The sequence below is a fragment of the Meridianimarinicoccus zhengii genome, assembly GCF_003254465.1.
Lineage (GTDB): Bacteria > Pseudomonadota > Alphaproteobacteria > Rhodobacterales > Rhodobacteraceae > Meridianimarinicoccus > Meridianimarinicoccus zhengii.
The window spans coordinates 70,611-95,289 of the sequence record NZ_QDFI01000005.1; the positions used below are offsets into that span (position 1 = coordinate 70,611).

Genomic DNA, 24,679 nt, shown 5'->3' on the forward strand with positions numbered 1-24,679 from the left:
CCGCGTTCGGCCCCCCGCAACGGTGGCCGATTGGACAGCACCGCCGAGAGCGGCTACAAGGATCACATCCATGGGACTTGACCTGTCAACAGACGACCTGCCGCAAAGCGGTGCGCGGGGCATCGGCACCGTTGCCGTGATCGGCGCCGGGGCATGGGGCTGCGCGCTGGCAGCGGTGGCGCGCCATGCCGGGCGGCAGGTGCGGCTGTGGGGGCGCAATCCCGACCTTGTCGCCGCCATCGCCCGCGACCGGGTGAACGCGCGCTACATGCCCGACGTGCCGCTGCCCGACGGGCTGAACCCGACGACGGATATTGCCGATGCCTGCACGGGCGCGGACCTCGTGCTGATCGTCACGCCCTCCGCGTCGCTGCGCGAGATGTGTGCGGCGATCCGGCCGCATCTGGGCGCGGGCGTGCCCGTTGCGCTGTGCTGCAAGGGGATCGAACGCGGCACGGGGCTGCTGCTCAGCCAGGTTGCGGAGGAGGAACTTCCCGGCCACCCGATTGGCGCCATATCCGGGCCGACCTTCGCGCGGGAAACGGCGCTGGGGCACCTGACCGCGGCGACCGTGGCGTTTCCGTTTTCCTACCAGGACCGGCTGCACCCGGAAAACAGCACCGCCGCGCGGGTGGCGCTGGCAATGGGGTCGAACGCCTTCCGGCCGTACATTTCCGACGACATCATCGGCGTGGAGATCGGCGGTGCGGTGAAGAACGTGATCGCCATCGCCTGCGGGATGATGACCGGGGCGGGCTTCGCCGAGAACACCCGCGCGGCGCTCATCACCCGCGGCATGGACGAAATGAAGCGACTGGCGCAGGTTCTGGGCGGGCGGCGCGAAACGGTTACCGGCCTGTCGGGCGCGGGCGACCTGACGCTGACCTGTTCCAGCCAGACCTCGCGCAACATGTCGCTGGGCGTGCAACTGGGCGAGGGCCGCGCACGGGAAGACTGTTTCGACGGCAAGCCCGTGGTGGTGGAGGGCGAGATCAACGCCGTGTCGGTCGTGGAGCTTGCCCGCCGGGTCAAGGTCGCCATGCCGATCTGCGAAGCCGTCCATGCCGTGCTGCACGAGGGCGCGCCGCTGGGCGAAACCTTCGCGCGCCTCTGGTCCCGGCCTATCGAGGGCGAACCGGCCGGTCTGACCTTCACGCTGGCCCATCCCGCCGGCGACGACGCCATCAACGATCTTGCCGAAAGGATGTCATGACAAATCCCCAGACCGACCTGCCGCCGCTGCACGCGCGCGGCTTCACGCTGGCCACGGACCTCGATGGCACGTTCCTCGGCGGAACGGATGCGGACCGGGCCGCGCTCTATGACTGGATTGCGGCGAACCGCGCCTCGGTGGGGCTGGTGTTCGTGACCGGGCGCGACCCGGATTTCATCACCGGCATGGTGCGCAACGACGGGCTGCCCCGGCCCGACTACGTGGTCGGCGACGTGGGCACGACGATCGCCCAGGTGGCCCCTGATGCAAGCTTGCACCCGATCCCGGACCTGGAAGCCGAAATCGCCGCGGCTTGGGACGATGCAGGCGACAGGGTGCGCGCGGCATTTTCCGATCTGGCGGGGCTGACGCTCCAGCCGACGCAGTTCCGCTACAGGGTGAGCTTCGACATGGACCCCGATCTTTTCGACCGGGATGCGGCCAGGGCGCGGGCGGCGGACATGGGCTTCGACGCGCTCATTTCGGCCGAGATGTATTTCGACGTGCTGCCGCGCGGCGTGTCCAAGGGACCGTCGCTGCGCCGTCTGGTGACGCACCTTGGCCTCGATCCGGGCGGCGTGCTTGCCGCGGGCGATACGATGAACGACCATTCCATGCTGGTGTGCGGCCTGCCCGCCGTGGCCGTTGGCGGATCGGAACCCGCCCTGCTGGCCGCGCTCGACGGCCACGCATCGGTCTACAAAGCCCGCGCCATCGGCGCGGCCGGCATAGCCGAAGCGATCGCCGCCCTGAACCTGCATCCGACACCCCCGGAGGTGTGACATGACCCAGGAACTGACCCAAGACACGGCCGAGGCCAGCATGCCGCAGAAATCGGATCTCGTGATCCTTTACCACCGCCAGCCCTACGAAGAGGTGGAGGGCAAGGACGGGCGCGTCGTGCTGCGCGAGAACACGTCGCCCAACGGAATCGTGCCGACGCTGAAGAGCTTTTTCGGCAAGGCCGACCGTGGATCGTGGGTGGCGTGGAAGCTGGCCGATGATCCGTCCAAGGTCGATTTCGAACGCGTGGTGACGATCAACGACAGTTTCGGGGAATACCGCGTGTCGCGCCTGCCGCTGACGGCGGAGCAGGTAAAAAGCTTCTATCATATCACCTCGAAGGAGGCGTTCTGGCCGATCCTGCATTCCTTCAAGGAGCGATATAATTACGACCCCGTGGACTGGCCGACATTCCGCGAGGTGAACTGGGCCTTCGCCGAAGCCGCCGCCCACGAAGCCGCCCCCGGCGCGAATGTCTGGGTGCATGACTACAACCTGTGGCTGGCACCCGGCTATATCCGGCAGCTACGCCCTGACGTGAAAATCTCGTTCTTCCACCACACACCCTTCCCCGCCGCCGACATGTTCAACGTGCTGCCCTGGCGCAAGGAGATCGTGGAAAGCCTGTTGTCCTGCGACGCCGTGGGGTTCCACATCCCGCGCTACGCCGACAATTTCGTGTCGGTCGTCCGAAGTCTTCTGGACGTGGAAGTAACGCGCCGCGAAAAGGTCCGCCCGGAATGGGTGAACGAGGGCACCGCACTGAGCGAACGCACGATGCCGACGCAGATCGAATACGAAGGCCGCCGCATCCTTGTCAGTGCGTCGCCCGTCGGCGTGAACATGGACTACATCGAGGAACAGGCGGAAACACCGGCCACGGCAACGAAGCTGTCGGAGATCAAGGACGAACTGAACGGCCGCAAGATGATCCTGTCCGTGGGGCGCACCGATTACACCAAGGGCGGGATCGAGCAGCTGGAAAGCTTCGGGCGCGTGCTGGCGGACAATCCTGGCCTGCGCGGCAAGGTGCGGCTGTTGCACGTGTCGGTCGTGGCGAACCGCAACATGACCGCCTATGCCGAGATCCAGACCGAACTGGAACAGACCGCGGGGCGGATCAACGGCGCATTCGGCACGTTCGAATGGCAGCCCATCGCCCTGATATCGCGGGCGATTCCGTTCACCGAACTCGTGGCCTATTACCGCGCGGCGGACGTGGCCTGGATCACGCCGTTGGCCGATGGCATGAACCTTGTCTGCAAGGAATACGCGGCGGCTCGGATCGACGGGGACGGCGTTCTGGTGCTATCTGAATTCGCGGGTGCGGCGGTGGACCTGTCGGCGGCGGTGATGGCCAACCCATTCTCGGCACGCTCGATGGATCGCGCGATCCTTCAGGCGCTCGACATGCCCGAAGCGGAACGCCGCGACAGGATGGAGGCGCTGCGCGCCAAGGTCCGGTGCTATGACATCAATGCGTGGGCGCGGGACCAGACGGACCTGTTCGAGGCCGCGCAAAAGAAGGGCGGCGCGACGACGGTCGATCCCGTGGCCTGACCGCCGCGTTTCAGCCCGTGCGCCGATCGCGCGCGGGCAAGTCGGTTGCGGGATGCGCCAACACGGCGTCGGTGACGGCGGACAGGGCCAGGGCCGCACCACCGCGTGCCCAGACCGTGTCGCCCCACGTGTTGATGGCGACGTCCGTGCGCCCGCGTCCGATCCGATCGGAAAACCGGTGCATGTCGGACAGCACCTCCTCGGCATAAAGCAGATCATAGCGCAGCCGTGCGCCCGAGATCAGCAGCAGTTCCGGGTCGAACACCCGGATCACGTTGGCAAGCCCCAGCGACAGGTAGCGCCCGGCCCTTTCGAAGATCAACCGCGCAGCCTCGTTTCCCGCCTTGGCCTGTGCGTAGAGGATCTCCAGCGTCTGCTCGGTCGGGCGCGCGGTCTGCAGATCCCATTCCAGCGCCGTGGACGCCTCGCGCACCAGCGCATAATCGGCGACGTAAGCCTCAAGGCACCCGCGCTGCCCGCAGCGGCACAGCGCCCCATCGAGCTGCACCGTGGTGTGGCCGATTTCCAGCCCCATCCCGCGCGCGCCGCGATACAGCGCCGTGTCGAGGATCAGGCCCATGCCGACCCCGTGTTCGATGGTCACCACCGCAAAGCTGGACAGGTCGCGCCCCATGCCGAACCACAGTTCCGCGAGCGCCAGAAGGTTCACGTCGTTGTCGAGATAGACCGGCATACCCAGACGTGTCGCCAGCACCGGGCCCAATGCGACCTTGCGGTCGCGCAGGATCGGCGACCACAGCACAGCCCCCCCATCGTGATCGATGAATCCCGGCAACCCGATCCCGACCGCCGCAAGATCGCCCGAAGCCATTCCGAGCGGGCCGAGCATCCGGTCCACGAGGTGCGCGATATCGGTTAGCACCGCGTCCAGCAGGCGCGCACCCGTCTGGACCGGCCTTTCCGCGTCCGCCAGAACCTGCCCGTTGAAATCGGTGACGACGGCGCTGATGAGTCCGTCGCGCAGGTTCAGGCCAAGCACGTGCCGGGCATCGGCGACCACGGAAAGGTCCACCGGCGGGCGGCCCCGCACGGTCGCAGTGTCGCGGGCGGCCCGCGGGATTTCGCGCACCAGCCCCGCCTCCATCAAGGTGGTGACAGCGCTGGTCACGGAGCCGGGGCTGACGCCGAGATCGCGGGCCACATCGCTACGCGACACCCGCCCGAGCGACCGTATCCGTTCGAAAACCTGCTGCGCGAGCGGCTTGGCGGTCCGGTCCGCACAGGTTCGCAAGGGGCCGCACCCGTCCCCCGGCTGTACCATGTGCCCGGTCCGATCCTGCCCTGCCATTCCCGTCACTTTCTTCATTCCAGAAACATTATGTGTCTGCCGCGGCGCAGCAAAAACTTTGCATGCGCAGCATTCTTGCTGTCTGAGCCTACGTTGCCACATTTTTCATGCAAACTGAAATTTTTTATTTTGACAACTGAATTAATAGGCGGCATCCTCTCAGCCAGCCAGCGAGTCTGGCCGCCCGACCACGGGCAAAGCCAAGGGAGGCATTCAATGCACAAAGCACTCATCGCCGCGGCGGCGATGGCCGCAGGTGTTGCGGTATCCGCCAGCGCACAGGACCTGACCGTCGGTGTCAGCTGGTCGAATTTCCAGGAAGAGCGCTGGAAGACCGACGAAGCCGCGATCCGCGAAGCACTCGACGCCGCGGGCGTCGGCTACGTCAGCGCGGACGCGCAATCGTCGTCGTCCAAGCAGCTGTCCGACGTCGAAAGCCTGATCGCGCAGGGTGTCGATGCGCTCATCATCCTCGCGCAGGACAGCCAGGCGATCATTCCCGCCGTCACTGCCGCCGACAACGAAGGCATCCCGGTTCTGGGGTATGACCGCCTCATCGACGACCCGCGCGCGTTTTACCTGACCTTTGACAACGTCGAAGTCGGCCGGATGCAGGCGCGTGCCGTTCTCGAACAGCAGCCCACGGGCAACTACGTGATGATCAAGGGATCGCCCACCGATCCGAACGCGGATTTCCTGCGCGGCGGCCAGCAGGAAGTGCTGCAATCCGCAATCGACGCCGGCGACATCACCATCGTGGCCGAAGCCTATACCGATGGCTGGCTGCCGTCGAACGCGCAGCGCAACATGGAACAGATCCTCACCGCGCAGGGCAACGCTGTCGATGCCGTCGTGGCGTCCAATGACGGCACCGCCGGCGGCGCCGTCGCGGCACTCACCGCGCAGGGCATGGAAGGGATCCCGGTTTCGGGGCAGGACGGCGACCATGCCGCACTGAACCGCATCGCGCTTGGCACCCAGACCGTCAGCGTCTGGAAAGACGCCCGCGATCTCGGCCGCGCTGCGGGGTCCATCGCCGTGCAGATGGCACAGGGCACCGCGATGGCGGACATCGAAGGCGCCGTGAAATGGAGCTCGCCGTCGGGCAACGAGCTGAACGCGATCTTCCTGGAACCCGTGCCGGTCACGCAGGAAAACCTGCCGGTCGTCGTGGACGCAGGCTGGATCCCGCTGGAAACGCTTTGCCAAGGTGTGACGGACGGTCCGGCCCCATGCAACTGACCTGACGCGATCCGTCCCGCGCCCCTTGCGGCGCGGGACAACCACGGGTGCATCGCCCCCGCCCAGCCGCCCCGTTCCGGCGCCACGGCCACGGCCCGCGCGCCCCCCATGCCGCGGAGCAATCCCATGACAGATACCACGACCGCGCAGGCCGCCCCGAAGCGCAGCCTCACGAAAACGCTTGAACTCGATACCCGCCTTCTCGGCATGATCGGCGCTTTCGCCGCCGTTTGCATCGTTTTCAACCTCATGACTGGCGGCCAGTTCCTGACGCCGCGGAACATCTTCAACCTGACGATCCAGACCGTATCCGTGGCGATCATGGCCACGGGCATGGTGTTCGTCATTGTGACCCGCCATATCGACCTGAGCGTCGGGTCGGTGCTGGCGACGTGCTCGGCCATCATGGCGATGACCCAGACCGTGGTGCTGCCCGAGGGGCTTGGCCTCGGACTCGGCCATCCGCTGACACCGTGGCTGACCATCATCGTGGGTGTGATCGCCGGCGCCGTCATCGGGGGGTTTCACGGCTGGCTTGTCGGGTACATGGGCATCCCCGCCTTCATCGTGACGCTGGGCGGGCTCCTCGTCTGGCGTAATATCGCGTGGTACATCACCAACGGCCAGACCATCGGGCCGCTCGATCCGACCTTCCAGAATTTCGGCGGCATCGGCGGGACGCTCGGGTCCACCGGATCCTGGATCGTCGCGGCACTGGCGACGGCGGCGGCGGTCGCGGCCCTGTTCAGCGCACGGCGCAACAAGGTCGCCCATGGCCAGACACCGAAACCGCTCTGGGCCGAACTGACCATGTCCGGCATCATCGCCGCCGCCATCTTTGGCTTCGTCGGCATCCTGAACGCGTACCAGGTGCCCGAGCGCGTGCTGGAGCGTGACTTCGCCGCGCGGGGCGAAACGATGCCCGATGGCTTTACCGCCGCTTATGGCCTGCCGATCTCGGTTCTGCTGCTCGCAGCCATAGCCATCGCCATGACAGTGATCGCCAAGCGCACGCGACTGGGACGGTACATCTTCGCCACGGGCGGCAACCCGGACGCGGCGGCCCTGTCGGGGATCGACACACGGTTCCTAACGGTCAAGGTCTTCGCCATCATGGGTGTCCTTTGCGCCCTGTCGGCGGTGGTCGCCTCGGCCCGGCTGTCGTTCCATTCCAACGACATCGGCACGCTGGATGAATTGCGCGTGATCGCGGCAGCCGTCATCGGCGGCACGGCGCTCGCGGGCGGGATCGGCACCATCCACGGGGCGATCCTCGGCGCGCTCATCATGCAGAGTCTGCAATCCGGCATGGCCATGGTCGGGGTGGACGCGCCGTTCCAGAACATCGTGGTGGGCGCGGTTCTCGTCCTCGCCGTGCTGATCGACATCATCTACCGCAAGCGCACCGGAGGCTGAGACATGACACCCCTTGTCGAAATGAAGGACATCTCGATTGCGTTCGGCGGCGTGCAGGCGGTCAACCGCGTGAGCATCGACCTCTATCCCGGTGAAGTCGTGGGGCTTCTGGGCCACAATGGCGCGGGCAAATCCACGCTCATCAAGATCCTGTCGGGCGCGTACAAGGCCGACAGCGGCGAGATCAGGGTCGACGGCAAGCCCGTCAGCATCACCAGCCCGCGCGATGCCCGCGCGGCGGGGATCGAAACGATCTACCAGACGCTGGCGCTGGCCGACAATCTCGATGCCACGGCGAACCTGTTTCTCGGGCGGGAGATCGTGACCGGGACAGGCATGCTCAACGATGCCAAGATGGAAGCCGAGACGCGCAAGATCATGGCGCGGCTCAACCCCAACTTCCGCAAACTGCAGGAACCCGTGTCCGCCCTGTCGGGCGGGCAGCGGCAATCGGTGGCCATCGCTCGCGCGGTGTATTTCAACGCCCGCATCCTGATCATGGACGAACCGACCGCCGCGTTGGGGGTGCACGAGACCAAGATGGTCGCGGACCTGATCCAGGAACTCAAGGCGCAGGGGCTGGGCATCTTCCTGATCTCGCACGACACGCGCGAGATGATGGAGCTTTGCGACCGGGTGTCGGTGATGAAGAACGGCGAGTTGATCGCCACCGAGCGGGTCGAGGACGTGACCGAGGATGACATCCTGTCCATGATCATCATGGGAAAGAAACCCGAGAAGGCTGCCTGATGTATCTTGGACTCGACCTCGGCACATCGGGGATCAAGGCCCTGCTGATCGATGACGATCAACAGGTGATCGACGAACAGAGCGCGCCGCTGGAGGTCCAGCGGCCGCATCCCGGCTGGTCGGAGCAGCGCCCGGCCGACTGGATCACCGCGGCGACGGCCGTGATGGACGCGCTGGCGGCACGCCGGTCGCTGGCAGTCTTGCGCGGCGTCGGGCTGAGCGGGCACATGCACGGGGCGACCCTGCTGGATGCTTCCGACAACGTGCTGCGCCCCTGCATCCTTTGGAACGACACCCGCAGTGCTGCACAGGCTGCTGCGCTGGACGGCGACCCGCAGTTCCGCGCCATCACCGGCAACGTGGTCTTTCCCGGCTTCACGGCACCCAAGCTCGTGTGGGTGCGCGACAATGAACCCGACACGTTCCGTCGCACCGCCCGGGTACTTCTGCCGAAGGACTACCTCCGGCTCTGGCTGACCGGGGAGGCCGTCTCGGAGCCCTCGGACGCGGCGGGCACGGCATGGTTCGACACCGGCGCGCGGGACTGGTCGGCCGATCTTCTGGCGGCCTGCGACATGGACCGGTCGCACATGCCCCGGCTGGTCGAAGGTTCCACCCCGTCGGGCACAATGCGCCGCGAACTGGCGGCGATGTGGGGGATCGGCCCCGATGTGGTCGTCGCAGGCGGCGCGGGGGACAACGCGGCCTCGGCCGTCGGTGTCGGTGCGGTGCGCGCGGGACAGGGCTTCGTGTCGCTCGGCACATCGGGCGTGCTGTTTGCATCGAGCGACGCCTACAGCCCGGCGCCGGAAACCTCCGTTCACACGTTCTGCCATGCCCTGCCGGGCACATGGCACCAGATGGGGGTGATCCTGTCGGCCACCGACAGCCTGAACTGGTTCGCGCGGCTGGTGGACCGGGATGCCACGGACCTGACAGGCGATCTCGGGCCCTTGCAGGCTCCCGGTCGGGCGCTGTTCCTGCCCTATCTGGGCGGAGAGCGGACACCCCACAATGACGCAACCGTGCGGGGTGCCCTGATCGGGCTGTCCCACGACACCGCCGCACAGGCGGGCACGCGCGCGGTGCTGGAGGGCGTGGCCTTCGCCTTCCGGGATTGCCGTGATGCGCTTGCGGCGACGGGTACCGCCATCGACAGCCTGATCGCAGTGGGTGGCGGCAGCCGGTCGGAATACTGGCTTGCCGCACTCGCCACGGCGCTCGACCAGCCCATCCACCTGCCCGAAGCGGGCGATTTCGGTGCTGCCCTCGGGGCGGCCCGGCTCGGCCTGATGGCCGCCACCGGCGCGGGCGCCGAGATAGCAACCCCTCCGCGCATCGCGCGGACCATCGACCCGGACCTCGCCCTGACCGCGGCCTTCGCCGACGCCCATGGCCGCTACCGGGCCACATACAACGCACTCAAGGATCTGTCATGACCGACTTCTTCGCGGGGATCGACCCCGTCACCTATCAGGGCCCCGACGCCGATGGCGACCTCGCCTTCCGCCACTACAACCCGGACGAGATGCTTGCCGGCAAGCGGATGGAGGACCACCTGCGCTTTGCCGTCGCCTGGTGGCACAGCTTCGCGTGGCCCGGCGGCGATCCGTTCGGCGGGCAGACCTTCGAGCGCCCCTGGTTCGGCGACACGCTGGACCTGGCGAAGATGAAGGCCGATGCCGCGTTCGAACTGTTCGCGATCCTCGGGCAACCGTTCTTCTGCTTCCACGACTTCGACATCCGCCCCGAGGGTGCGGATTTCGCGGAGAACACCCGCAACCTGGAAGCCATCGTCGATTACATCGGCGAGAAGATGGTGGCGGGCGGGCCGAAGCTGCTGTGGGGCACCGCCAACCTGTTCTCGCATCGCCGCTACATGTCGGGTGCCGCCACGAACCCCGACCCGGACGTGTTCGCCTTCGCTGCGGCGACGGTGAAGACCTGCATGGACGCGACCCATCGCTTGGGCGGCGCGAACTATGTCCTGTGGGGCGGGCGCGAAGGCTATGAGACGCTCCTGAACACCGATCTTGCGCGCGAACGCCAGCAGGCGGGGCGGTTCCTGCAGATGGTGGTGGAGTACAAGCACAAGATCGGCTTTCCCGGCACGATCCTGATCGAGCCCAAGCCGCAGGAACCCACGAAGCACCAGTACGATTATGATGTCGCAACAGTTTACGGGTTTCTCAAGGAGTTCGGACTGGAAGCTGAAGTGAAGGTGAACATCGAGCAGGGCCATGCCATCCTGGCTGGGCACAGCTTCGAACACGAACTGGCACTGGCGGGCGCACTGGGCATATTCGGGTCCATCGACATGAACCGCAACGATTACCAGTCGGGCTGGGACACCGATCAGTTCCCCAACAACGTGCCCGAGGTGGCGCTGGCCTATTACGAAGTTCTGCGTGCAGGCGGCTTCACCACGGGCGGCACCAATTTCGACGCGAAGTTGCGGCGCCAAAGTCTTGATCCCGTTGACCTTGTCGCGGCCCATGTGGGCGCGATGGATGTCTGTGCGGCCGGGCTGAAGGCGGCGCACGCGATGCTGACCGACGGAAAGCTCGAAGCCGCGAGGGCCGACCGTTATGCCGGGTGGGACAGCGCGGCGGCTCAGGCGATGCTGAAAAGCGATCTTGCGTCCATCGCCGACCGGGTGCGGGTCGAAGGGATCAACCCCGCACCGCGGTCGGGTCGCCAAGAACGTCTGGAGAACCTCGTGAATCGTTACCTCTGAACACGGCCATCAGGGACCGGAAAACTCGGTACGGAACGCGCGAAAAGCACGCCTGCGCAGCGCTACGGTCGGCGCAGGCGTTTCCGGACACCGGACCGGGGATGTGAGGGTTTAGGCCCGGTGTCCGATCCGTGTCACTCGGCCGTGATGACGGTCATGACGAGGTTTCCGTCCATCCGGACGGGGCCGTCTTCCTTGGCGCCGAGCGTGTACTCGAAAATGCCAGTCTGCATGCCGCCGTCTTCGCCGTGCACCATGAGCATGAGCATGTCACCCGGCGCCACGTCCTCGGTCAGAATCGCGGCAACGTCCATCGTCGTGCCCGCGCGGATGGGCGCATGGGCGACAACCGGGCCGGGCTTCATGTGGGCACCCGTGCGATGCACCACGAGCCAGCCGTTGGTGTCGGCGGTGATTTCCGCGGCGCTGACCACCCCATTGGCGACGCTCTGGTCGCTGGCGGTCACGCTTGGTCCCATCGCCTGCGCCATGCCGGGGATCAGGATGAGCGCCGTCAGTGCGGCCTGTGCGATACGTGTCATGTCGTCTCCTCTTGCGTCTGCACCCCGCCTGCGGGGATGTCACACACAAGACACGCGAACACCGCCGCGTGGGTTTCACGGCGGCGGCGATTTTTTTTCGACAGCGCGCTTTCGGCGGCAAAGGGCGCGTCACGCGCGTTCGGAATATTCCATCGTCTCGGTGTTCACGACGATCTCTTCGTCCTGCCCGACGAACGGCGGCACCATGACCTTCACCCCGTTGTCGAGGATCGCGGGCTTGAAGCTGTTGGCCGCGGTCTGGCCCTTCACGACCGGCTCCGTCTCCACGATCCGGCATGTGACCTTTTGCGGCAGGGTCGCGTTCAGCGCTTCGTTCTCATGGAATTCCACGAGAATGGTCATGCCGTCCTGCAGGAACGGGCGGCGATCACCGAGGATCTCCGCGGGCAGCTCGATCTGTTCATAGGTCTCGGCGTCCATGAATACGAGCATGCCGTCGCTTTCGTACAGGAACTGTTGGTCCTTCTGTTCCAGCCGGACGCGTTCCACCTTGTCGGCAGAGCGAAACCGTTCGTTCAGCTTAGATCCGTTGCGCAGGTTTCGCATCTCGACCTGCGCGAACGCCCCGCCCTTGCCCGGCTTGACATGATCGACCTTCACGGCGGCCCACAGGCCGCCATTATGTTCCAGAACGTTGCCCGGGCGGATTTCGTTACCGTTGATCTTTGGCATCAGGTGCCTCTTGCAAAGATTGAAAGATTGTTACCCGTGCCTATATCCACCGGGTTCGACCCGCGCAAGCGGCGGCACAGAACCGGATCAACCGCGCCACTATGCACATCACGCATATGTGGTATGACCAATTCACAATACAGAATCAGTCACAAACACGCATAGTGCGCGGCACCGCACAAGATGCAAGAGCAAGAATTAAGGACACCACATGGGCGAGTTTGTAGACAGCACTGCGTATAGCCACGAACAGGGCAACCGTGCCCGGAAATTGTTCGCGGCCGTCGTGCTGGCCGCGCTGGACGATGCCATCGCGGACGACAAGAAGTACGGCAACGGGCCGGAGCAGATCGCACGCTGGGCACGGTCGCGCGACGGGCGCGAAGTGCTGAGCTGTGCCGGGATCGATCCGAACGAACGGGTCGTTTCGGGGTTGATGGATTTCGTGGGCAAGGGTGTGCGCACATCCGTCGCGCTGTCGCGCGAGGAAAGCGAACGCCGCAGCCAGCAGGCCGAAGCCGCCTGACCCTGGCCCATCGCGCAACTGGAAACGCGCCCGCCGTGGCGCGTTTTTTTTGCCTTTTGCCCTCCCGATGACAGGAGCCGTCCCGCCCATGACCCGCGCGATCATGATCCAGGGGGCCGGGTCCAATGTCGGCAAGTCGATGCTGGTCGCCGGGCTGGCACGGGCGGCGTTTCGGCGGGGCCTGTCGGTTGCACCGTTCAAGCCGCAGAACATGTCCAACAACGCCGCCGTCACAGTGGACGGCGGCGAAATCGGGCGTGCACAGGCGTTGCAAGCCCGCGCGGCGGGCCGCGATCCGGTCGTGGACATGAACCCGGTGCTGCTCAAACCCGAAAGCGACCGGGGTGCGCAGGTCGTCGTGCAGGGGCGTCGGACCGGCACGCTCAAGGCGCGCAACTACGCCCGTGAAAAGCCCCGTCTGATGGCGGCGGTGCTGGACAGTTTCCAGCGGCTCGCGGACACGGCTGACCTGATCCTCGTCGAAGGCGCGGGCAGCCCGGCAGAGATCAACCTGCGGCGGGGCGATATCGCCAACATGGGCTTTGCCGAGGCAGCCGGCGTTCCCGTGGTGCTGGTGGGCGATATCGACCGCGGCGGGGTGATCGCGCAGGTCGTGGGCACACACGCGATCCTGCCCGTTACCGACCGCGACCGCATCCGCGCCTTCGCCATCAACAAGTTCCGGGGCGATCCTTCGCTGTTCGACGAAGGTCTGGGCGAGATCGTTTCCCGCACCGGCTGGCCGTCGCTGGGTGTGATCCCGTGGTTCGACGGCGCGTGGCGCCTGCCGGCAGAGGACATCATGGACATTCGCAGCCACGGGGGCGACGGCTTCACCGTGGCTGTGCCGCGCCTGCGCCGGATCGCGAATTTCGACGATCTCGACCCGCTGAATGCCGACCCATCGGTGGACGTGCGGATCGTGGAGCGCGGCCAGCCCCTGCCCGGCGACGCGGATCTGGTGCTGATCCCCGGATCGAAGGCGACCATGGCTGATCTGGAGGATTTCCGCGCACAGGGCTGGGATATCGACCTTGCCGCCCATCTGCGCCGCGGCGGAAATGTGCTGGGGATCTGCGGTGGTTTCCAGATGCTGGGTCGCACCATCGCCGACCCGGACGGGATCGAAGGCACCGCGCGCACCATGCCGGGGCTGGGCCTACTGGACGTGGACACGGTGATGACGCCGGAAAAACGGCTGTCGCTGGGCCACGCGCAGGACATCGCATCGGGGGCACCGCTCGCGGGCTATGAAATCCATGTCGGGCGCACCAGCGGACCCGATTGCGCGCGGCCCTGGCTGCGGCTCGACGGGCGCGACGAAGGCGCGGTCAGCCCCTGCGGGCGCGTGCGCGGCTGCTACCTGCACGGGCTCTTCGCGGCGGACGGTTTTCGCGCGGCCTTCCTGCGCGGGCTCGGCCATGACGCGGCGGGCTACGGGTATGACGCGGGGGTGGAGGACACGCTCGACGCCCTGGCGGACCATCTGGAGCGGCACATGGATATCGACGCGACCTTCGCGTTGGCCGAGCCCGTCGGCGCCCTATAGCGGCTCGATATCGCCCGCCGACCAACCTGCCCGCGTGCGTGCGGCGAACCCGTCCAGATCGCCCGCCGCGATGGCCGCGCGGATACCCGCCATGAGTTCCTGATAATAATGCAGGTTGTGCCATGTCAGCAGCATGGACGAGATGATTTCCTTCGCCCGGAACACGTGGTGCAGATACGCGCGCGGATAGCCCGTGCAGGCCGGGCAGGTGCAGTCGGCATCGAGCGGGCGGGGATCGTCCATGTGCCGCGCGTTCTTGATGTTCACGACCCCGCGGCGGGTGAACGCCTGCCCCGTACGCCCCGACCGCGACGGCAGCACGCAGTCGAACATATCGATGCCCCGCTCCACCGCGCCAAGGATATCGTCGGGCTTGCCCACGCCCATCAGGTAGCGCGGCTTGTCCGCGGGCAGCATGCCAGGCGCGTAGTCGAGCACGCGGAACATGACCTCCTGCCCCTCGCCCACGGCCAGTCCGCCCACCGCGTAGCCGTCGAAGCCGATGGCGCGCAGGGCTTCCGCGCTCTGGCCGCGCAGATCTTCGTCGTCGCCACCCTGCTGGATGCCGAAGAGCGCATGTCCGGGCCGGTCCCCGAAGGCGTCGCGCGACCGCTGCGCCCATCGCATCGACAACTGCATGGACGACTCCAGCCGCGCGCGGTCGGCGGGCAGCGCGGGGCATTCGTCGAAACACATCACGATGTCGGACCCAAGAAGACGCTGGATCTCCATCGACCGTTCCGGGGTCAGCATGTGGCGCGCGCCATCGATGTGGCTGCGGAAGCTCACGCCCGCCTCCGTCAGCTTGCGCAACTCGGCCAGGCTCATGACCTGGAATCCGCCGCTGTCGGTCAGGATCGGCCTGTCCCAGTTCATGAAACGGTGCAGCCCGCCCAACCGCGACACCCGTTCCGCCGTGGGCCGCAGCATCAGGTGATAGGTATTGCCCAGCAGGACATCGGCCCCCGTGGCGCGCACCGATCCGGGCAACATCGCCTTGACGGTCGCGGCGGTGCCCACGGGCATGAAGGCGGGCGTGCGGATCGTCCCGCGCGGCGTTGTGATGGTCCCGGTGCGGGCGCGCCCGGACGTGGCATGAACGGCAAAGGCGAAACGGTCGGTCATGCGCTGCCCTTGGCTCAAACCCGCGCCGCCTGCAAGTGCCGCGCCCCTTGTATCGCGCCGCGCGCTGACGCATCACCGACATCGAAGCGGCCTACATGTCCGCACCATACATCGGGGCTGCGCGCCCCCGCCAGTTCAGGGACATCGACATGGACAGCACCGACACCACGGGCGGCGGCGGAGATTTTCGTATCGGCTGGGAGGAATGGGTTTCGCTCCCCGCACTCGGCCTGCCCGCGCTGCGCGCCAAGATCGACACCGGCGCGCGGACCTCGGCGCTGCATGCCTTCGACATCGAGGCGTTCGGACCTTCCAGCGCGCCCAAGGTGCGCTTTGCGATCCACCCGATCCCCGGGCGCGACGATGTGTCGATCCCCTGCTCCGCCCCGATCATCGACCGGCGCGAGGTCACGTCGTCGAACGGCGAATCCGAATGGCGCTATGTCATCGCGTCAGAGATCGTGCTGGGCGGGCATCGCTGGCCCATCGAGGTCACGCTGACGGACCGGTCGCAGCTGACCTACCGGATGCTGCTCGGTCGCCAGGCGCTGCGCGACGACATGATCATCACGCCCTCGCAGCGGTTCTGCCAGCCGCCGCTCAGCTACGATGTCTATCACTCGGCCGCGGTGAAGGCGTCGGCCCCGACCCGCGCGCTGCGCATCGCCGTCCTCAGCCGGGAGGAGCACAATTATTCCACCCGCCGGCTGGTCGAGGAGGGCGAGAAACGCGGCCATGTGGTCGAGGTCATCGACACCACGCGCTGCTACATGGCGATCAACAAGCTGGCGCCGGAGGTGCATTACGACGGCAAGCGGCTGGCGCGCTACGACGCGATCATCCCCCGCATCGGGGCTTCGATCACGCCCTATGGGACGGCGGTCGTGCGCCAGTTCGAAACCATCGGCACCTATTGCGTGAACCCGTCCGAAGGCATCACCGCGAGCCGCGACAAGCTGCATGCGCATCAGATCCTCGCGCGGCACCGGATCGGGATGCCGGCCACTGCCTTCGCCGCCTCGCCCAAGGATACGGCGAACCTGATCGGGCTCGTGGGTTCCACGCCCCTGATCGTGAAACTGCTGGAAAGCACCCAAGGCAAGGGCGTGGTGCTGGCCGAGACGCGCAAGGCCGCCGAATCCGTGATCTCGGCCTTCCGCGGTCTGAAGGCCAATTTCCTCGTCCAGCATTTCGTCAAGGAAGCGGCGGGCGAGGATGTCCGCTGTCTCGTGATCGGCGGGCGGGTCGTGGCCGCGATGAAGCGCGTGGCGGCGGAGGGCGAGTTCCGGTCCAACCTGCACCAGGGCGGCCAGGCGCAGGTGGCACGCATCACAAAGGTAGAACGCGATGCGGCGGTGCGGGCCGCGCGCGCTTTCCGGCTCGATATGGCAGGGGTGGACCTGTTGCGCTCGGAGGACGGGCCTAAGGTTCTGGAGGTGAACTCCTCACCCGGCCTGGAAGGTATCGAAAAGGCCAGCCGCAAGAACGTGGCCGGGCTGCTTTATGACGAAATCGAGAAGAAGGTGCGCCCGACCCCGGCGCGGCGGCGTAGCGGAGGCCGGTCCGAAACCGGCGACGCGGCTCCGGTTCCGGATGCCCCCTAGACGCATGGAGGCCCGGTCCATATATTCCCGTGTGAAAGAGTAAGGGAATGACCATGTCCGCCAGCCAACCCGACACTGCACCGATGGAGGGCGCACCGCTGATCCGGCCCTCGACCACCGACCATCCGCTTTACGACAGCGTGGTGGAAGCATGCCGCACGGTTTATGATCCGGAAATCCCGGTGAACATCTACGACCTCGGGCTGGTCTACACCATCGACATCGCCGAGGACGGGGCCGTGGGCGTCACCATGACCCTGACCGCGCCGGGCTGCCCGGTTGCGGGCGAGATGCCGGGCTGGCTGGCCGAGGCGATCGAGCCCCTGCCCGGCGTCAAGACCGTGGACGTGGACATCACGTGGGACCCGCCATGGGGCATGGACATGATGTCGGACGAGGCGCGACTGGAACTGGGGTTCATGTGATTTCGCCGCGACGGTCCGGTGATCGCGCCGGAACCGCGCGATGACGTCCGAAGCGCAGGCCCGGATGCGCGCCGGGGATCTATACCGCGCCGGGCACCCCGATCTCGTCGCGTTGCGGGCGCGGGCCCAACGGCTGATGCGGGCCTATAACGACACGACCGTGAGCGACGGGGATGTGCGCAGGCCCGTTCTGGCGGAACTATTCGCCGCGGTCGGGTCCGGGTCGGCGATCCGTGCGCCAGTCTATGTGGATTACGGCTGCCACATCACCATCGGACAGGATGTATTCCTGAACTACGCATGCGTGCTGCTGGACGTGTGCGACATCACCATCGGCGACGGCACGCAGATCGGCCCGATGGTGCAGATTCTCACGGCCGACCATCCGCGCGACCCGGCGGCCCGCGCCGAGGGACTGGAGAACGGCAGGCCTATCAAGATCGGCGCGAATTGCTGGATCGGAGGCGGTGCCTTGATCCTGCAAGGCGTCACGGTGGGCGACGACGCTGTGATCGGCGCGGGCGCGGTCGTCACACGCGACGTGGCCGCAGGCGTCACGGTCGCGGGCAATCCGGCCCGACCCCTGCGCGATCCTTAGGCACCGGCGCATAATTGTGCGCCGGAGCACGGACAGCCCCGCGCGGCGCGGCGATGCTGGAACGATTGAGATTCCGCATTTACAGGACGCCCGCGCGTGATCGAGACATTCGCCGCCCTTCTCGTCGCCCATGTCGCCGCCGACTACGTTTTCCAGACCCGCTGGATGGCCCTGAACAAGACGCGCCCCGGCCCGCTGGCCGCGCATATCGCCGTGGTCTGGGCGGCAACATGGGTCTGTCTGGGCTGTTCGTCTGTGTTGGCTGTCACATTCCTGGCATTTGTTCATCTGCTGATGGATCTCGCAAAGGCGCGCTGGCTGGGCGGGTCCGGGCTCGCCTATGGGCTCGACCAGAGCGTGCATGTCCTCTCGGCGCTTGGTATCGCCGTCATGGTGCCCGGCGCATGGGCGGCCGGGCACTGGGCCGGTCTGGACGAACCGGCGCGGCCGGCCCTTGTGCTGGGCGTGGTCGTGATGGGCGCAGTCTATGCCTTGCGCGGCGGGTTCTATTTCGCCGCACTGATGCCCGCCCCCCGCGACAGTGCTACGCCGCGTGCCGTGCCGCTCGTGTCCTGTCGCGCCATCCTTGAAGGTCTTGCTGTCTTTGCCGGGATGCTCGCATTGCCGCTGCTGGCGGGGCTTGTCGGGCTGGCGCGCCTGTGCAGCTACCTGTGGCTCTGGCACCGGCAGGAGGTCGCACCGGGCGGTCGGCTTGCCCGGCAGGCCGCGCTGCTGGGCTGGGTCGTGGTCATGGGTTTCGGCACCCACCTCATGGTCGCCGGATTGCTTGGCCTTGAAGCGGCGGATGCGGGGGTTTACGTTCCACCCTGAAGGAGTGCTTGCCATGTTCGCAATTCCCGGAAAACAGGCGGTCACATTGACCCCGGCCGCTGTGAAGCAGATCACGAAGCTGATGGCGCGCGACGGGTCCAAGGGCCTGCGCCTTGGCGTGCGGAAGGGCGGCTGCGCCGGCATGGAATATACGCTCGACTACGTGTCCGAGATCACGCCGCATGACGAGGTGGTGGAACAGGACGGTGCTCGGGTGATGATCGCGCCGATGGCGCAAATGTTCCTGTTCGGCACAGAGATCGATTACGAGGTCTCGCTTTTGGAATCCGGTTTCCGGTTCCGCAATCCCAACGTGACCGAGGCGTGCGGCTGCGGCGAATCGATCAAGTTCGACGAAAGCCTCGCCGCCCAAGGCTGACGCGGCGCGCTTGCATGCCCGCGCCCCGCGCGGTTTAGTGCGCCCGACCAACAGGAGGGTGACGCATGCGCCGCAAGCTGGCTGCCGGGAACTGGAAGATGAACGGCGGATCTGCCGAACTGGCCGAGATCCGCGACTTGATCGGGCATCCCGCGCCGGAGCAGACCGACATCCTGATCTGCCCGCCCGCGACGCTTATCGACAGGATGCGCGCCTTGGTGGGCGATGCGCCCATCGCCGTGGGCGGGCAGGATTGCCATGCTGCCACCTCGGGCGCCCATACCGGTGACATCGCGGCCGGGATGCTGGCGGATGCCGGGGCGAGCCACGTTATCCTCGGCCATTCCGAGCGGCGTCAGGATCATCACGAAACCGATGCCAGCGTGCGCGCCAAGACGGTGGCCGCGTGGCATGCCGGGCTGGTCGCCGTGGTGTGCATCGGCGAAACGCTGGCGCAGCGCGAAGCGGGCGAGACACTGTCGGTGAACGGCACGCAACTGTCCGGGTCTCTGCCGGACGGTGTGAGCGCCGCCAACACCGTCGTCGCCTATGAACCGGTCTGGGCGATCGGCACCGGCCTGACCCCGACGCTGGACCAGATCGCCGAGGTGCATGATTTCCTGCGCGCCCAGTTGGCGGATCGCTTCGGGGCCGAGGCGGATGGCGTCCGGCTTCTTTACGGCGGATCGGTCAAACCCGCGAACGCCGCCGAAATCTTTGCCGTGTCCAACGTGGACGGCGCGCTGGTGGGCGGGGCGTCTTTGAAGGCCGCGGATTTCGGGGCCATCATCGCCGCGCTGGACGCGGCCTGACACCATGGAAAGGCTGCGCGACATGGGGCACCCCGCGGGCGCGCGCCCATGACGGACGCCGCGGCCCGGCCCCTTGCACGTCCCGGCACACCGCCGCGCCGTGCCGCGTGGCGGCCGGCGCTGCTTCTGCTTCTGGTCGCGGCACTGGCGGGGCTGGCATGGCCGCGGGTGGAGCGCCATTACCTCGTGCAGGCGGGCATGGCAGGCGCGGACGCGCTGCAACTGTCGGTCGCGGGCCTGCGGGGGGCGCTGGACCGGTTCGAACCCCTGCCCGCGCTCATCGCCGAACGGCCCATCCTTGCCCGGCTGCTGGACGATCCCGACAACCCGGCGCTTCTGGCCGAGGTCAATGCGCTTCTGCTGGCCACGGCGGATGATCTGCGCGTGTCCGATGTCTACCTGATGGACCTGACAGGGCTGACACTGGCGGCGAGTTCGTATCTCAAGCCGCTGTCCTTCGTCGGACAGAATTTCGCGTATCGCCCCTATTTCGCCGAGGCCGCGGCGGGCCGGGTCACGCGCTACTTCGCGCTTGGCACCACGTCCGGCGAGCGCGGCTATTTCTATGCCGCACCCGTGCGGCGCGATGGCGCGGTGATCGGCGTGGTCGCCGTGAAGTTCACCGTGGACGCTTTCGAGGAAGCCTGGCGCAGCGGCCCGTCGGAACTGATGGTGACGGACGGCAACGGGGTCGTCTTCATGGCCTCGCGCCCCGAATGGCATTTCCGGACGACCGTGCCGCTGTCGTCCGCAGCCCGTGCCGAGATCCGCGCGACCCGCCAATACCCCGAGGACCGGTTGTCACCGCTGCACGTTGACGCAAGGCCACTGCGCGACGGGCAGCGGCTCACCCGGATCGGCACCGGCGCGCAGGCCGGGACGTTCGTGGAGAGCGACCGTCTGATGGCCGACGCGGGTTGGCGGGTTCATATCCTTACCCCGGCGGGTCCGGCGCGTGCGCAGGCGGCGGGCGCGCTGGGGATTGGGGGGATGGGGTTCCTGATGGCGGGGCTGGCCGGGGCGCTGGCCCTGTCGCATCGCGCGCGCATCCTCGACCGGCTGGCCGCACAACGCGAAACGCAAGGACTTCTGGAGGCTCGCGTCCGCGCCCGGACGCGCGAACTGGACGCGGCCAACAGCAGTCTCAGGCGCGAGGTCGAGGAACGCCGAAACGCCGAAACCCGTCTGCGGATCACCCAGAAGGAACTTGTGCAGGCGGGAAAGCTGGCCGCGCTCGGGCAGATGTCGGCGGCGATCTCGCATGAGATCAACCAGCCGCTTGCGGCGGTGAAGACCTTTGCCGAGAACGCCGCGCAACTGATCGACCGCGACCGCCATGGGGAAGCGCGGGACAACATGCTGCGGATCTCGAAGATGGCCGACCGGATCGCCGCCATCGCGGGCCATCTGCGCAATTTCGCCCGCCGCCCGCAGGAAGGGACCGGACCGGTGGATGTCTGCGCCGTGGCCGACGATGCGGTCGACCTGATGGCCGTGCGGCTGCGCGCGCGGGGGGCCGTGCTCGACTACGACCGCCCGGCCGCGCCCGTGATGGCCGTGGGCGGCGCCGTGCGGCTGCAACAGGTGATCGTCAACCTGCTCAACAACGCGCTCGACGCGATGGAGGGCGACCCGGCCCCGGCGGTGTCGCTGACCATCTCCCGCCCGGACGCAGGCACCGTGCGCATCGCTGTGTGCGACCGCGGACCGGGCTTGACCGACACGGAACTGGCGCAGGTGTTCGACCCGTTCTTCACCACGAAGCCGCCGGGCAAGGGGCTTGGCCTTGGTCTGTCGATCTCCTTCAACATCGTGGAGGATTTCGGCGGGCACCTGCGCGCCTGCAACCGCGACGGCGGTGGGGCCGAATTCCGGGTGGACCTGCCAGCCGCAACCGTCGCGCTGACCGCGGCACAATGACAGATCCGCGGCACGATGACGATCCCGGCAACTGGGCGGCGGGGCCGGTTCTGTTCGTCGATGACGAGGAAGATCTCCGGATCGCCGCCGAGCAGACGCTGCGGCTTGCGGATCTCGACGCGATCCCGCTGCCCGAGGCCGAGGCGGCGCTGGCGCGAGTCAGCCGCAACTTTCCCGGCATCCTGGTCACGGATATCCGCATGGCGGGAATGGACGGGCTGACCCTGATGCGCCGCTGTCTCGAGATTGACTCGGAATTTCCCGTGATCCTCATCACCGGGCATGGCGACGTGGACATGGCGGTGCAGTCCATGCGCGACGGGGCCTACGATTTTCTCGAAAAGCCCTATGTCCCGGCGCGCATGGTGGACACGGTACGCCGCGCGCTCGACAAGCGGCGCCTGACGCTGGAAAACCGGGTGCTGCGGCGGCAGATGGGCGGGCGCGACGCCATCGAATCCCGGCTTACGGGGCGCAGCCCCACGATGATCGCCCTGCGCCAGCAGTTGCGCGCCGTGGCACAGACGGAGGCGGATGTGCTGATCGTGGGTGCCACCGGCACCGGCAAGGAGGTCGCGGCCCGCGCGCTGCATCGCGCATCGCCCCGCGCCGAGGCGCCGTTCGTGCACATCAACTGCGCCGCCCTGCCCGCCGCCCTGATCGAAAGCGAGTTGTTCGGCCACGAGGCGGGTGCCTTCCCCGGCGCGACGCGCGCGCGGTTCGGCAAGTTCGAACATGCGCGCGGGGGGACCGTGTTCCTCGACGAGATCGACAGCCTGCCGCTCGATCTGCAGGGAAAGCTGCTGCTGGCCATCGAGGGACGCGCGATCACGCGGCTCGGGTCGAACGACGCGGTGGCGCTCGACGTGCGGTTCGTGGCGGCAAGCAAGCGCGATCTGGCACAAGCCGCGGCCGACGGCACGTTCCGGGCGGACCTGTTCTACCGGCTCAACGTGGTGACGCTGCGGATGCCCGACCTCGACACCCGCCCCGAGGATGTGCCGCGGCTGTTCGTGCATCTCGTGCACGAAGCAGCGGCGCGGTACCGCCGCCCACCGCCGGACGTACCCGGCTCCATCCTACAGGCGCTGGCCACGCGCCGCTGGCCCGGCAATGTCCGCGAATTGCGCAACGTGGCCGAACGCTTCGTTCTGGACCTCGACCTCGATCTCGGGCCCGGCACGGATGCGGCAAGCCCCGGCAGCCTTGCAGCACAGGTCGCCGCCTTCGAGAAGACCCTGATCTCGGGCACGATCGCGGCCCATGGCGGTCGGCTCAAGGACAGTTACGAATCGCTCGGGATCTCGCGCAAGACGCTCTACGAGAAGATGCAGAAGCACGGTCTGGCACGGCAGGATTTCACCGACGACGAAACCTGAACCCCGGACCCGCCCGGCACCATGGGCCCGTTGTGTCGAAACCCGCGCATCGAATCCGGGGCATGTCCCTGTTCCGACCCATCCCGGTCCGCCAGCGGCGCCCGTTGCCGCTAACGCCGGCACAGGAGCCTTGCAATCCACGCAAACCCGACGGCACAAAGATGCATGCCCGGCGCGTGGAGGCGTCCGGCAACATCCGACGTGACGATGAACCGTGCCGGAACAAGGCATGCAGGGGAGGACTATCAATGCGTTATCTTACATCCGCCGTGGCGATCTGTGCGGGGCTCGGCCTGACCGCGGGCCACGCACAGGACCGGACTGGCTGGCCCGACAGCTTCACCGTCGGCACGGCAAGCCAGGGCGGCACCTTCTTCGCCTATGGTTCGGGCTGGGCCAACCTCGTGGCCGAGGAACTGGGCATCTCGGGCGGCGCTGAAGTGACCGGCGGGCCGATGCAGAACATGGCGCTCGTGCACACCGGCGACGCGGCCTTCGGTATGACCACCATGGGCCCCGCCGCCGAAAGCCTTGCAGGCACCAACCCGATCGCGCCGGGTCTGGCGATGGACAAGGCCTGCGCCATGTTCCCGATGTACCAGACACCGTTCAGCGTGACCGCGCTCGCCAGCTCCGGGATCGAATCCATCTCGGACATTCCGGACGGCGCGCGGATCGGTTTCGGGCCGGCCGGGTCCACCTCGGACACCTATTTCCCGCGCATGATGGAAACGCTGGGCGTGAACTTCGACCGCCGCAACGGCGGCTGGTCCGACCTTGGCGGGCAATTGCAGGACGGCCTGCTGGACGTGATCGCCTTTGCCGCGGGCGTGCCCGTCCCGGCCGTCAGCCAGCTTGAGGTGCAGACCGACGTGAACATCATCGAGTTCACCGAGGAAGAGCAAGCCGCGATCATCGACGCCTTCCCGGTCTCGGCTTTCAGCATCGCGGCAAGCACCTATACGACGCTGGAAAGCGATGCGCGGTCGGTATCGATGTGGAACTTCGCCATCGCCAACTGCGACCTGCCCGAAAGCTTCGTCAAGGCGGCCGTGGACGTGGTAATGTCGGACAACGAGCGGATGGTCGGCATCCACCGCGCCGCCCAGTCAACGCTGCCCGAGAACTGGGACAAGAACAATGTCCTGAAATGGCATCCCGGTGCCGCCGCGTGGTTCATCGAGAACGCGGGCGCGGATATCCCGGCGGACATGATCTACGGTCAGTGACCATGAGCTGACAGGGGTCGCCCGACAAACAGGGCGGCCTCTTCCCGCTCCCGGACG

The 24,679-nt window shown here is 67.0% G+C and carries 23 protein-coding genes; 19 read left to right on the top strand and 4 right to left on the bottom strand.

Annotated features, from left to right (window positions below):
• Nucleotides 1-70 precede the first annotated feature (70 nt).
• The 3 genes from DDE13_RS02760 to ggpS are packed head-to-tail and all read left to right on the top strand — an operon-like array spanning nt 71 to nt 3,556.
• Entirely contained in the window at nt 71-1,213 is a 1,143-nt protein-coding gene (locus tag DDE13_RS02760; RefSeq protein WP_111401221.1) for an NAD(P)H-dependent glycerol-3-phosphate dehydrogenase, read from the top strand.
• Nucleotides 1,210-1,995 carry an HAD family hydrolase gene (locus DDE13_RS02765; protein ID WP_111401222.1) on the top strand — a complete coding sequence of 262 codons (786 nt, stop codon included), beginning with the start codon at nt 1,210-1,212 and terminating at the stop codon, nt 1,993-1,995. The genes DDE13_RS02760 and DDE13_RS02765 overlap by 4 nt, the downstream gene beginning before the upstream one ends.
• 1 nt (nt 1,996) lies before the next feature.
• Nucleotides 1,997-3,556 carry a glucosylglycerol-phosphate synthase gene (ggpS, locus tag DDE13_RS02770; RefSeq protein ID WP_394340278.1) on the top strand — a complete coding sequence of 520 codons (1,560 nt, stop codon included), beginning with the start codon at nt 1,997-1,999 and terminating at the stop codon, nt 3,554-3,556.
• Between the two features lie 10 nt (nt 3,557-3,566).
• On the opposite strand, the gene DDE13_RS02775 is transcribed toward ggpS, so the two are convergent.
• Complete coding sequence (locus DDE13_RS02775) at nt 3,567-4,838, bottom strand: ROK family transcriptional regulator (protein ID WP_235868562.1); 1,272 nt, start codon at nt 4,836-4,838, stop codon at nt 3,567-3,569.
• Nucleotides 4,839-5,081: 243 nt separating this feature from the next.
• Here DDE13_RS02775 and xylF point away from each other — a divergent pair, with 243 nt between their 5' ends.
• From xylF to xylA, 5 genes are all read left to right on the top strand, one after another.
• Nucleotides 5,082-6,107 (top strand): D-xylose ABC transporter substrate-binding protein, encoded by a 1,026-nt coding sequence (gene xylF, locus DDE13_RS02780; RefSeq protein ID WP_111401224.1) that lies wholly within the window; start codon nt 5,082-5,084, stop codon nt 6,105-6,107.
• A gap of 126 nt (nt 6,108-6,233) precedes the next feature.
• Nucleotides 6,234-7,523, top strand: coding sequence for a sugar ABC transporter permease (locus DDE13_RS02785; protein ID WP_111401225.1), 1,290 nt, complete (start codon nt 6,234-6,236; stop codon nt 7,521-7,523).
• 3 nt (nt 7,524-7,526) lie between these two features.
• Complete coding sequence (locus tag DDE13_RS02790; RefSeq protein ID WP_111401226.1) at nt 7,527-8,273, top strand: ATP-binding cassette domain-containing protein; 747 nt, start codon at nt 7,527-7,529, stop codon at nt 8,271-8,273.
• A complete protein-coding gene (xylB, locus tag DDE13_RS02795; protein ID WP_111401227.1) occupies nt 8,273-9,712 on the top strand; it encodes a xylulokinase in 1,440 nt (479 codons plus the stop codon). The genes DDE13_RS02790 and xylB overlap by 1 nt, the downstream gene beginning before the upstream one ends.
• The gene (xylA, locus tag DDE13_RS02800; protein WP_111401228.1) at nt 9,709-11,010 is read left to right on the top strand and encodes a xylose isomerase; all 1,302 of its coding nucleotides are present in this window, start codon (nt 9,709-9,711) and stop codon (nt 11,008-11,010) included. Before xylB ends, xylA begins: the two co-directional genes overlap by 4 nt.
• A gap of 134 nt (nt 11,011-11,144) precedes the next feature.
• Here xylA and DDE13_RS02805 read toward each other — a convergent pair whose 3' ends face one another.
• A complete protein-coding gene (locus DDE13_RS02805) occupies nt 11,145-11,552 on the bottom strand; it encodes a DUF7282 domain-containing protein (protein ID WP_111401229.1) in 408 nt (135 codons plus the stop codon).
• Between the two features lie 129 nt (nt 11,553-11,681).
• Nucleotides 11,682-12,245, bottom strand: coding sequence for an elongation factor P (gene efp / locus DDE13_RS02810; protein ID WP_111401230.1), 564 nt, complete (start codon nt 12,243-12,245; stop codon nt 11,682-11,684).
• Nucleotides 12,246-12,456: 211 nt separating this feature from the next.
• Here efp and DDE13_RS02815 point away from each other — a divergent pair, with 211 nt between their 5' ends.
• Nucleotides 12,457-12,771, top strand: coding sequence for a DUF6280 family protein (locus tag DDE13_RS02815; protein WP_111401231.1), 315 nt, complete (start codon nt 12,457-12,459; stop codon nt 12,769-12,771).
• Nucleotides 12,772-12,859: 88 nt separating this feature from the next.
• Complete coding sequence (locus tag DDE13_RS02820; RefSeq protein WP_111401232.1) at nt 12,860-14,320, top strand: cobyric acid synthase; 1,461 nt, start codon at nt 12,860-12,862, stop codon at nt 14,318-14,320.
• Here the strand turns inward: DDE13_RS02820 and tgt are convergent.
• Nucleotides 14,315-15,445, bottom strand: a complete 1,131-nt coding sequence (gene tgt, locus DDE13_RS02825; RefSeq protein WP_111401233.1) for a tRNA guanosine(34) transglycosylase Tgt — start codon at nt 15,443-15,445, stop codon at nt 14,315-14,317. The two genes, DDE13_RS02820 and tgt, sit on opposite strands and share 6 nt — an antisense overlap.
• Nucleotides 15,446-15,594: 149 nt before the next feature.
• Between tgt and rimK the strand changes: the two genes are divergently transcribed.
• The 9 genes from rimK (at nt 15,595) to DDE13_RS02870 (ending at nt 24,622) form a co-directional block, all read left to right on the top strand.
• The gene (rimK, locus tag DDE13_RS02830) at nt 15,595-17,049 is read left to right on the top strand and encodes a 30S ribosomal protein S6--L-glutamate ligase (protein ID WP_111401234.1); all 1,455 of its coding nucleotides are present in this window, start codon (nt 15,595-15,597) and stop codon (nt 17,047-17,049) included.
• A 53-nt stretch (nt 17,050-17,102) separates the two neighbouring features.
• On the top strand, nt 17,103-17,474 hold the full coding sequence (locus DDE13_RS02835; protein WP_394340279.1) for an SUF system Fe-S cluster assembly protein: 372 nt from the start codon (nt 17,103-17,105) through the stop codon (nt 17,472-17,474).
• A 40-nt stretch (nt 17,475-17,514) separates the two neighbouring features.
• Nucleotides 17,515-18,072 (top strand): sugar O-acetyltransferase, encoded by a 558-nt coding sequence (locus DDE13_RS02840; protein WP_111401236.1) that lies wholly within the window; start codon nt 17,515-17,517, stop codon nt 18,070-18,072.
• 96 nt (nt 18,073-18,168) lie between these two features.
• Nucleotides 18,169-18,903 (top strand): DUF3307 domain-containing protein, encoded by a 735-nt coding sequence (locus DDE13_RS02845; protein ID WP_111401237.1) that lies wholly within the window; start codon nt 18,169-18,171, stop codon nt 18,901-18,903.
• 13 nt (nt 18,904-18,916) lie between these two features.
• Nucleotides 18,917-19,282: a HesB/IscA family protein gene (locus DDE13_RS02850; protein ID WP_111401239.1), complete on the top strand. Its 366-nt coding sequence runs from the start codon at nt 18,917-18,919 to the stop codon at nt 19,280-19,282.
• 65 nt (nt 19,283-19,347) lie between these two features.
• Nucleotides 19,348-20,094: a triose-phosphate isomerase gene (tpiA, locus tag DDE13_RS02855; protein ID WP_111401240.1), complete on the top strand. Its 747-nt coding sequence runs from the start codon at nt 19,348-19,350 to the stop codon at nt 20,092-20,094.
• Between the two features lie 48 nt (nt 20,095-20,142).
• Nucleotides 20,143-22,014: a sensor histidine kinase gene (locus DDE13_RS02860; RefSeq protein ID WP_111401242.1), complete on the top strand. Its 1,872-nt coding sequence runs from the start codon at nt 20,143-20,145 to the stop codon at nt 22,012-22,014.
• Nucleotides 22,011-23,393 (top strand): sigma-54-dependent transcriptional regulator, encoded by a 1,383-nt coding sequence (locus tag DDE13_RS02865; protein WP_111401244.1) that lies wholly within the window; start codon nt 22,011-22,013, stop codon nt 23,391-23,393. The genes DDE13_RS02860 and DDE13_RS02865 overlap by 4 nt, the downstream gene beginning before the upstream one ends.
• A gap of 248 nt (nt 23,394-23,641) precedes the next feature.
• Nucleotides 23,642-24,622: a TAXI family TRAP transporter solute-binding subunit gene (locus tag DDE13_RS02870; RefSeq protein WP_111401246.1), complete on the top strand. Its 981-nt coding sequence runs from the start codon at nt 23,642-23,644 to the stop codon at nt 24,620-24,622.
• Nucleotides 24,623-24,679 lie beyond the last annotated feature (57 nt).